General features: G+C 73.6%; 8 protein-coding genes. 3 read left to right on the plus strand and 5 right to left on the minus strand.

The genetic code is table 11. The features are described 5' to 3' along the window. The 3 genes from ACFWA9_RS36160 to ACFWA9_RS36170 form a co-directional block, all read right to left on the minus strand. Positions 1-640, minus strand: a 640-nt coding sequence (locus tag ACFWA9_RS36160) for an NADH-quinone oxidoreductase subunit C (RefSeq protein WP_380393273.1), incomplete at its 3' end; no start/stop codon positions are given. Continuing rightward, a complete protein-coding gene (locus tag ACFWA9_RS36165; RefSeq protein ID WP_380393276.1) occupies positions 637-1,290 on the minus strand; it encodes an NADH-quinone oxidoreductase subunit B in 654 nt (217 codons plus the stop codon). The genes ACFWA9_RS36160 and ACFWA9_RS36165, both read right to left, overlap by 4 nt. Further along, complete coding sequence (locus ACFWA9_RS36170; protein WP_329488224.1) at positions 1,281-1,697, minus strand: NADH-quinone oxidoreductase subunit A; 417 nt, start codon at positions 1,695-1,697, stop codon at positions 1,281-1,283. Before ACFWA9_RS36170 ends, ACFWA9_RS36165 begins: the two co-directional genes overlap by 10 nt. Before the next feature lie 299 nt (positions 1,698-1,996). On the opposite strand from ACFWA9_RS36170, the gene ACFWA9_RS36175 reads away from it, so the two are divergent. Continuing rightward, positions 1,997-3,220 (plus strand): sensor histidine kinase, encoded by a 1,224-nt coding sequence (locus tag ACFWA9_RS36175; RefSeq protein WP_380393278.1) that lies wholly within the window; start codon positions 1,997-1,999, stop codon positions 3,218-3,220. Between the two features lie 167 nt (positions 3,221-3,387). Here the strand turns inward: ACFWA9_RS36175 and ACFWA9_RS36180 are convergent, their stop codons facing one another. Further along, complete coding sequence (locus ACFWA9_RS36180; RefSeq protein ID WP_380393279.1) at positions 3,388-4,530, minus strand: S1C family serine protease; 1,143 nt, start codon at positions 4,528-4,530, stop codon at positions 3,388-3,390. Positions 4,531-4,703: 173 nt separating this feature from the next. Here ACFWA9_RS36180 and galE point away from each other — a divergent pair, with 173 nt between their 5' ends. Beyond that, complete coding sequence (gene galE / locus ACFWA9_RS36185) at positions 4,704-5,690, plus strand: UDP-glucose 4-epimerase GalE (RefSeq protein ID WP_380393281.1); 987 nt, start codon at positions 4,704-4,706, stop codon at positions 5,688-5,690. Between the two features lie 45 nt (positions 5,691-5,735). Here the strand turns inward: galE and ACFWA9_RS36190 are convergent, their stop codons facing one another. Continuing rightward, entirely contained in the window at positions 5,736-8,102 is a 2,367-nt protein-coding gene (locus ACFWA9_RS36190) for a PQQ-binding-like beta-propeller repeat protein (protein ID WP_380393283.1), read from the minus strand. A 426-nt stretch (positions 8,103-8,528) separates the two neighbouring features. On the opposite strand from ACFWA9_RS36190, the gene ACFWA9_RS36195 reads away from it, so the two are divergent. Further along, positions 8,529-9,176: a TetR family transcriptional regulator gene (locus ACFWA9_RS36195; protein WP_329488227.1), complete on the plus strand. Its 648-nt coding sequence runs from the start codon at positions 8,529-8,531 to the stop codon at positions 9,174-9,176. Positions 9,177-9,331 lie beyond the last annotated feature (155 nt).

Here is a 9,331-nt window from a genome sequence, read left to right on the forward strand (position 1 = left end):
CACCGGCCCGGGGCGCACGGGCCGCCGCGCCGGCCGCCCGCGCACCGCGCGCGGGCCGCTCGGCCACCGGCGGCAGGGTGCCCTTGAGCGGGCCCCACTCGTTCGGGTCCGGGACGCCGGGCGGCTGCATCTTGCGCCGCGCCGGTCCGTCACCGTGGTCGGACTCGCCCGGCTCCTTGGCGCCCGGCCAGGCCTTGGCGACCCGGGCCGCGAGCACGAACTCCTTGCGCAGCGGGAACCCCTCGAAGCCGTCCGGCAGCAGCAGGGTGACCAGGTGGGGGTGCCCGGGGAAGTCGATGCCGAACATCTCGTGCGTCTCGCGCTCGTGCCAGCCGGCGCCCGCGTACACCTCGACGGCGGTCGGCAGGGCGGCCCCCGCCCGCGCCACCCTGGTGCGCAGCGCCAGGTGCCGCACCCCGGGGCCGTCCGCGGCGGCCAGGTGGGCGACCACCGAGAAGCCCTCGGCCAGCTCGTCGACGGCGCTCAGCCAGTCGAAGAACCGCAGGCCCAGGACGTCCCGGGCCGCGGTGAGCGCCTCGATCCAGTGCTCGGCGGGCACGTCGACGGTGACCAGCCCGTACGCCTCGGCGCCGGTGGCCCACTCGCCGACCGACGCCGCGTACTGCTCGGCGGTGCTCACGAGACGCCTCCTTCGGACGGCCCGGGGCCGGCCACCAGCGGGCGGCGCAGCGCGCTCGCGGGCGCGGCGTACCGGCCGGGCAGCGACTCGGCGGCGATCTTCTCCTGGAGCTTGAGGATGCCCTGGAGCAGGGCCTCCGGCCGGGGCGGGCAGCCGGGCACGTAGACGTCGACCGGGATGATCTGGTCGACGCCCTTGGTGACGGAGTAGGAGTCCCAGTAGGGGCCGCCGGAGTTGGAGCAGGCGCCGAAGGAGATGACGTACTTCGGCTCGGGCATCTGCTCGTAGAGGCGCTTCACGGCGGGCGCCATCTTGTCGGTCACCGTCCCCGAGACGATCATCAGATCGGCCTGCCGGGGGCCGGGCGCGAACGGAATCACACCCATCCGGATGAAGTCGTGCTTGGCCATCGACGCGGCGATGAACTCGATCGCGCAGCAGGCGAGGCCGAAGTTGAAGCACCAGAGGCTGTAGCGGCGGCCCCAGTTCAGGACGACCTTGACCGGGTCCGGCGCCAGCCGGGCGAGCGGGCCGAGGCTGCTCCGCCCGACGGCCGCACCGGGGCGCGACGGGTCCGGCAGACCGAGCGGTACCGGGCCCCCGGCCCCCTCGGCGCCGTGCGCGTGCGAGTGGTTGTGGGTCACGTCCATTCCAGAACGCCCTTCTTCCAGGCGTAGAGCAGCCCGACCGCGAGGAAGCCGATGAAGACGAACATCTCGATCAGCGTCCCGGCGCCGTAGCCGGCGGCGGCGAAGACGGTCGCCCACGGGAACAGGTAGATCGCGTCCACCGCGAAGATCACGTACAGGAAGGCGTAGACGTAGTAGCGGATCTGGGTGTGCGCCCAGTCCTCTCCCACCGGGTCCACGCCGCACTCGTAGGCGAGGAGTTTCTCCGGCGAGTACACCACCGGCCGCAGCAGCCGGTTGGCGGTGAACGCCACGGCGACGAAGAGCACGCCGACGACGGCGAGCAGGCCCATCGCGGCGTACGCGTCGAAGTAGCCGCTGCCGGCGGCCGGGTCGGCCGCGACGGCAGCTGCCGGCTGCCCCTCCATGCCCCTCGCCTCCACATCGCCTGGGAAAACCGCCCTCACGGCAGTTCTACGACGTTTCTTTACACGGTCATAACCATCGCCAATGCGTGAGTCTAAGTGCACGGCCGTGGAGCACCGCATCCCGCCCGATCCGCAAGACGACCGATGGACATTCGGTGGACGACCGCGCCCGCCGGCCGCCCCGGCCGGGGGTGGGGATAACCCCCGGGTGGGAAGACGTATCACCCCCATGGCCCCGCGCGCCCCCGACCGGGGAAGCTTGGATCACCAGCTCGACCCCAAGGGACGGTAGATCCGACATGAAGCCACTGCACCGCCGCGCCGCGGATGCCCTCAAGGAGCAGGACGCGGGCCCCGAGCGCGCGCCGCTGTACGGCGCGCGGATGTGGCGGCAGGCCGGGCAGCTGATGCTCAATCTGCCGCTCGGCCTCGCCGGGTTCGTCTTCACCGTCGTCCTGCTCTCCGTCGGGCTGGCGCTCTCCATCACCGTGATCGGCCTGCCGCTGCTGGCCGCCGGGCTGGCCGGATGCCGACTCCTGGGCGCCCTCGCCCGCCGCCGGGCCCGCTCGGTGCTCGGCTCCGAGGTGCGCGAGCCGGAGCCGGTGCGCCGGAACCGGCCGGGGATCACCGGCTACGCGATCGCCTACCTCACCGACCCGCTCAGCTGGCGCTCGGCGCTCTACAACGTGCTGCTGCTGCCCTGGGGCCTGCTGAGCTTCGCGGTGACGCTGATCTGCGTGATCGTCGGCTGGCCGGTGCTGCCCTGGGTGGTCCGCTTCCAGGCGGCGATCGACCGGATGCTGGTGGAGGTCCTGCTCTACCCGGGCGCGCTCTCCGAGCGGGTGCGGGAGCTGGAGGACGACCGCGGCACGGTGATCGACACCGCCGCCGCCGACCTGCGCCGGATCGAGCGCGACCTGCACGACGGCGCCCAGGCCCGGCTGGTGGCCCTGGCGATGGACCTCGGCATGGCCAAGGAGAAGCTGAGCGAGACCGAGACGCCCGAGGACGTGGCGGCCGCGGCCCGGATGGTCGGCGCCGCGCACGGCGAGGTGAAGCTGGCCCTGCAGGAGCTGCGCGACCTGGCCCGGGGCATCCACCCGGCGGTGCTCACCGACCGGGGGCTGGACGCGGCGCTCTCCGCGGTGGCGGCCCGCTGCACGGTGCCGGACGGGGTCAAGGTGCACGTCGAGCTGACCGCCGCCGACGGCACGGTGGAGCGCCCGGACTCGGCGGTCGAGGGCATCGCCTACTTCACCGTCAGCGAGCTGCTGACCAACATCTCGAAGCACGCCCGCGCCCGCTCCGCCACGGTGGACGCCTGGCGGGCCGGCGACCAGCTGATGCTGCTGGTCCGGGACGACGGCAAGGGCGGCGCGGCCGCCTACCCGGGCAGCGGCCTGGCCGGGCTGGCCGAACGGATCCGGGCGGTGGACGGGGTGTTCCTGGTGGAGAGCCCGGACGGCGGGCCGACCACGGTCACCATCGAGCTCCCCTGGCGCACCCGCGCCGCCCGCCGCTGACCGTTCCTCCGGGCACCCCCCGCCGGACACGACAACGGGCCGGGACTCCGTCGAGGCAGTGACGGAGCCCGGCCCGTACCCGTGCGGCGGCCGCCCGCCGACCCTTGCGCGGTGCGCGGGCGGCCGCCGCCGGGGACCCGGGGGGCCAGGGCTTGTCCCGCCCGGCCCTAGGGCGTTTCCAGCGTGCCGAGGGTGACGTCGGCGGTCTTGGCCTGGCCGTCCCGGGTGTAGCCGACGGTCGTCGTGGTCCCCGGGGTGAGCGAGGCGAGCGCGCTGGTGAGCCCGTTCAGCGAGTCGACGGTGGCGTCGCCGACCTTGGTGATCACGTCGCCGGGCTGGAGCCCCGCCGAGGCGGCCGGCCCGCCCGCGCTGACGGCCACCACCACCGCCCCGGCCGGGCGGAAGTTCTGGTCGAAGTACGTCCGGGCGGTGACCCCCAGCGCGGCCCGGCCGGAGTTGGTGACCTTGCCGTCCTTGATCAGCTGGTCGGCGATGCTCGTGATGGTGGACGCCGGGATGGCGAAGCCGATACCGGGCGCGGCGGCCCCGTTGGCCTCCGGCTCGGTGGCGGCGAGCGTGTTGATGCCGATGACCTGGCTGTTCAGGTTGACCAGCGCGCCGCCGCTGTTGCCCGGGTTGATCGCCGCCGAGGTCTGCACCATGTTGCCGATGGTGGCGCCCGGCGAACCACCGCCCTGGGGCTCCGAGACGGTCCGGCCGGTGGCCGAGACGATGCCCTGGGTGACGCTGCTGGACAGGCCCAGCGGACTGCCCATCGCCAGGGTGATCTGCCCCAGCTCGACCTTGGCGGAGTCCCCGAAGACGGCCGGCTTGAGGGCGCTCGGCGGGCTGGTCAGCTTGATCACCGCGAGGTCGGAGTCCGGGTAGGAGGCGACCAGCGTGGCGTCCAGGGCCTTGGTGCTGTTGGCCAGCGTGACGGTGAAGGTGGTGGCGGTGCCGACCACGTGGGCGTTGGTGACGATGTCGCCCTTGTTGTCGTAGACGATCCCGGAGCCGAGCCCGGTCGCGGTGGTGATCTGCACCACCGAGGGCAGCACGTCGGCGATCACCTTCTGGTAGGCGTCCTGGAGCTGGTTGCCGCCGGCCGGCTGGGCGGAGGACGACGAGGACGCGCCGGGGGTGGTGGCGGTCGACGAGGAGGAGGACGATCCGCTGCTGCACCCGGCCACCGTCAGCGCGGTCAGCGCGGCGACGGCCAGCGGCCCGGTCAGTCGCCCGCCGAACGCCCGGGGGCCGGTGGGGCGCGGCCCGGCCGGGAGCGGGCGGGTGGGTTCCTTCTTTCGGTTCACCTGGGCTGCCTCCGATTCCATCGGCCGTACCGGGGCCGTCGAGATCCGTGCGGAACCATCGAGATCACAGAGATCTTTGTCAGCATTTCACCGATATGTCCGAATCATTGCCCCGACGCGCCCGTCACCGGGCACGACCTGGGGCAAGGCGGACAAGCCCTAGGATTCACGCCATGACTTGGTTGATCACCGGTGGTGCCGGGTACATCGGCAGGCACGTGGTGCACCAGCTGGTCGAGGCCGGCGAGCGGGTGGCGGTACTGGACGACCTCAGCACCGGCGACCGCGCCCGGTTGCCGCGGGGAGTCACCCTGATCGAGGGCTCCACCCTGGACCGCGCCGCGCTGGACACCGCCCTGCGCTCCCAGGACATCGCGGGCGTGCTGCACTTCGCGGCGAAGAAGCGCGTCGGCGAGTCGGTGGAGCGGCCGTTCTTCTACTACCGGGAGAACCTCACCGGCCTGCAGAACGTGCTGGAGGCCGTCGCCGAGGCCGGGGTTCCGCGCTTCCTCTTCTCCTCCTCCGCCGCCGTCTACGGCATGCCCGATGTCGAGCTGGTCACCGAGACGGCCCCCTGCGCCCCGATGAACCCCTACGGCGAGACCAAACTGGCCGGCGAGTGGCTGGTGTCCGCGGTCGGCCGGGCGCACGGCATCTCCACCGTCTCGCTGCGCTACTTCAACGTGGCCGGCGCCGCCTCGCCCGAGCTCTCCGACGAGGGCGCCTACAACCTGATCCCGATGGTCTTCGAACGGCTCACCGCCGGGCGCGCCCCACTGATCTTCGGCGCCGACTACCCCACCCCGGACGGCACCTGCGTCCGCGACTTCATCGACGTCCGGGACATCGCCTCGGCCCATGTGGCGGCCGCCCGGCGGCTCGCCGCCGACCCGCCCGGCGAGACCTCGCTGGTCCTCAACATCGGCCGCGGCGAGGGCGTCAGCGTCCGGGAGATGCTGGACGTGATCGCCCGGGTCACCGGCTACGACACCACCGCCGAGGTCACCCCGCGCCGCGCCGGCGACCCGGCCCGGGTGGTCGCCTCCGCCGAGCTGATCCACCGCGAGCTGGGCTGGACGGCCCGCCACGGGGTCGAGGAGATGGTGACCTCGGCCTGGGAGGGCTGGTGCGCCCGGCACCCGGGGGCCCGCAGGCGGTAGGGCCCGCCCTCCGGGTCCCGCCTGCGGGGCGTTCGGGACGGCGGCTCAGTGCGAGGGCACCGCCGTGCCGTAGAAGGCGTCCAGCGCGTACACGCAGCGGTCCTTGCTGCCGACGAAGACCCGCCCGCCGACCGCCACCGGCGAGCCGGTCAGCTCGCCCTTGGTGCCGAGCTCCCACCGCAGCTGACCGCTCACCAGGTCCAGGGTGTGCAGTGAGTGGTCGCGGCTGCCCAGGTGGACCAGGCCGTCGGCGACCGCCGGCGAGCCGACGATCTCGCCCCGCGCGGTGTAGCGCCAGCGCTCCCGGCCGGTGGCCGCCTCGAACGCGTAGAGCACGTCCCCGCTGCCGACCAGCACCATGCCGTCCCCGACGACCACCGGCTCGGCGCCCTGCCGGTTGCCGGTGGCGGCGCGCCAGCGGTCCCGGCCGGTCGCCGCGTCGAGCGCGTAGACCGTGCCGAGGTAGTCGGCGACGTAGACCGCGTCCGCGTCCAGCGTCGGCGGGGTGAAGAGCACCACCGGCGCCTCGAAGCGCCAGCGCTCGGCGCCGCTGGCCGCGTCCAGCGCGTACACCCGGGTGCCGGCCGCCACGTACAGCACGCCGGCCCGCTCGGCGGGGCGCGACGGCACGTCCTCGCCCACCGGGAAGGACCAGCGCAGGCCCGCACCGCGCGGATCGACGCAGCGCAGCCGCCCGCCGCCGTAGTAGTACGCGGCGCCGCCCACCAGGGCCGGCCCGGACTGCGGGTTCTCGTAGTCCTGCTGGGCGTCGTCGGCGCGCCACAGCTCGGCGCCGCCGGCCGCCGAGCGCAGCTGCACCCCGCCGCCCCGGACGCCGCAGCAGAGCACGCCGTCGGCGGCGTCCAGCGAGTAGACCCAGCCGTCCAGCGAGTTGCGCCAGCGCTCGGTGCCGTCCGCGACGTCCACCGTGTACAGGTGCGGGCCGTCGGCGGCGTGCACCCGGCCGGCGTCCACCGCGAGCGCCCAGGCGACGTCCCGGGTCTTGTAGCGGCGCTGGCCGGAGGCGACGTCCAGGGCGTGCACCTCGAAGCTGGAGACGAAGAGCGTGCCGTCGGCGACCACCGGGGTGCCCCAGACGTCGTTGGACATCCGGAACCGCCAGGGGCGCCAGCGGGCGGCCTGGACCGGCGGCGGCGTGGCCCGGCGGACCCAGTCCGTCTCGGCGGGCGCGGCCCCCGGCCCGGCCTGCTCGGCGCGCGGACCCGGGCCTATCCGGACCGAGGCCCCGGGCAGCCGGACCTCGGCGGCGCTCTCCCCGGCGACCGGGGCCCGGTGGCGGCGGGGGGCGGCGAGCTTCTCGGTGGCGGCCTCGGTGTCCGGCCCGGGCAGCGCGTGCACCGGCCCGGGCGCGGGCGGGGCGTACCGCTCGGCGGGGTGCCGGGTGCGCGGGTCGTCCTGCGCGGGGCGCTGGGGCGGCAGCGCCTGGTGCTGGTGGGGCGGCGGGGCCGGCTGCGGCGGCACCGGCGCGGGCGCCGGAGCGGGGGCGGGCGCCGGGGCCGGGCGGCGGCCGCGCTTGCGTTCGATCAGCTCCAGCGCGTTGGCCGGCAGCCAGTCCCCCGCCTCGCCCGAGGCGTCGTCACGGGAGAACAGGTGCGGGGCCAGCTCGGCCTGGATCTGCGCCGGTGAGGGCCGGTGCTCCGGGGAGGGCCGCATGCAGGCGCGCACCAGGTCCACCAGCTCGGCCGGCAGGCCGGAGAGGTCAGGCTGGTCGCGCAGCAGCTGGAAGACCGTCTCGACCGGGTTGGCGCCCCGGTACGGCGGGTGCCCGGTGGCGCAGAAGACCAGCAGCGACCCGAGCGAGAAGACGTCGCTGGCCCCGGTGACGCCACGGCTGTCCCGGGCCTGCTCCGGCGACATGTACGCCGGGGTGCCGACCGCGACGTTGGTCATGGTGAGCCGGGTGCTGGAGACGCCGGCGGCGATGCCGAAGTCGATCACCCGCGGACCGTCCTCGACCACCAGCACGTTGGAGGGCTTGAGGTCACGGTGGACCAGCCCGGCCGCGTGGATGGACTGGAGCGCCTCCGCGATGCCCGCCACCAGCCAGCGCACCGCCCCCGCGGGCAGCGGCCCGCACTCGGTGACCAGGTCCTCCAGGGACGGCGCCGGGACGTACGCGGTGGCCAGCCAGGGCACCCGGGCGTCGGCGTCGGCGTCGACCACGGCGGCGGTGTAGAACCCGCCCACCGTCTTGGCGGCCGCGATCTCCCGGGCGAAACGGACCCGGAACAGCTCGTCCTCGGCCAGCTCCCCCCGGACGGTCTTGATGGCCACTCGCCGGCCGGACGCGGAGCGCGCCAGGTAGACCAGGCCCATCCCGCCCGCGCCGAGCCGCCCCAGCACCTCGAAGGGCCCGATCCGCCTCGGATCGTGCGCCGTCAGCTGGTCCACTCCGCTGCCACCTCCCCGTCTTCCGCACCCGCCACGGGGTGCCGCAGCCGATTCTCCAATGCCGCCCCGGTCAACTCCAACCTCCCCCGCCCAGAGGCCCCTCCGGCTCACCGTCCGGTCAGTGCCGCCGGAACGGCCGGATTCTGACGCCCGCTCCGCCTGCGGCTTGCACACGAGATGCCCGCAACTCTTTTTCGGGCACCTCGGATCCGGCCCCAGTCGTCACGCTCTGTCACTCGACCACCCCTCAGTGGAGGGTCCGTCACGCTGTGGGGTCATAAGCACACGGGGGGGCTTCAACAGGCGCCTCCGGAGCTCGATGAATATCCGTCCGAAGTCGTTCACGCCCCCTATAGCAACCCCCCGTGCGGAGTAATAGTCGCATCACCGAATCGCGCCAAGATCGTGCCACGGTAAGCTGACGGCATGACAGGACAAGTTCGCACCGTCGACGGTCGCGTCGCCGGGCGACGCGGACAGGAGACGCGGCAGAAGCTGCTCGACTGCCTCCGCGAGATGCTCAGCACGTCGCCCTATCGGGACGTCAAGGTCATCGACGTCGCCCGTATGGCGGGTACCTCCCCCGCGACCTTCTACCAGTACTTCCCGGATGTCGAGGGCGCAGTCCTCGAAATCGCCGAGGAAATGGCCAAGGACTCCGACACCCTCAAAGAGCTGGTGGCCGGAAAGTCCTGGGCAGGGAAGTCCGGCACGACCACTTCGGAAGAACTGGTCGACGGATTCCTCGCCTTCTGGCGCAAGAACGACGCCATTCTCCGAGTGGTCACGCTCGGTGCCGCCGAAGGGGACAAGCGGTTCTTCAAGATCCGCATGACGGTCCTCAACGCGGTCGCCAAGCCCCTCACGGAGGCCGTCAAGGAGCTCCAGACGAAGGGCCAGGCCGACAAGTCGCTCGACCCGGCCGCCGTCGCCGGCTCGCTGGTCTCGCTGCTCGCCTCGGCGGCCGAGCACCAGAAGGCGTTCACCTCGTGGGGCGTCAAGGTCAAGGACCTGAAGCCCAACCTCGCTCCCCTGGTGTACCTGGGTGTCACCGGCAAGAAGCCGCCCAAGTAGACCGATCCCGCCTACCCACCCATCCGCTCCGCACGCAGCCCCGGCCTCCTGTCCGGGGAACGACGGACGGCGGCCGTGTCCTCGGGGGAGGTCCGCCGACGTGCCGCAGCGTGCCAGACATGCCGGTGGGCGGGCACCCGTGCAGGGTGCCCGCC

The organism is Kitasatospora sp. NPDC059973 (assembly GCF_042737525.1).
Lineage (GTDB): Bacteria > Actinomycetota > Actinomycetes > Streptomycetales > Streptomycetaceae > Kitasatospora.

Coding starts and splice junctions, on each gene's coding strand:
- ACFWA9_RS36165 (WP_380393276.1), bottom strand. CDS start 1,290: ATGGACGTGACCCACAACCACTCGCACGCGCACGGCGCCGAGGGGGCC.
- ACFWA9_RS36170 (WP_329488224.1), bottom strand. CDS start 1,697: ATGGAGGGGCAGCCGGCAGCTGCCGTCGCGGCCGACCCGGCCGCCGGC.
- ACFWA9_RS36175 (WP_380393278.1), top strand. CDS start 1,997: ATGAAGCCACTGCACCGCCGCGCCGCGGATGCCCTCAAGGAGCAGGAC.
- galE (WP_380393281.1), top strand. CDS start 4,704: ATGACTTGGTTGATCACCGGTGGTGCCGGGTACATCGGCAGGCACGTG.
- ACFWA9_RS36195 (WP_329488227.1), top strand. CDS start 8,529: ATGACAGGACAAGTTCGCACCGTCGACGGTCGCGTCGCCGGGCGACGC.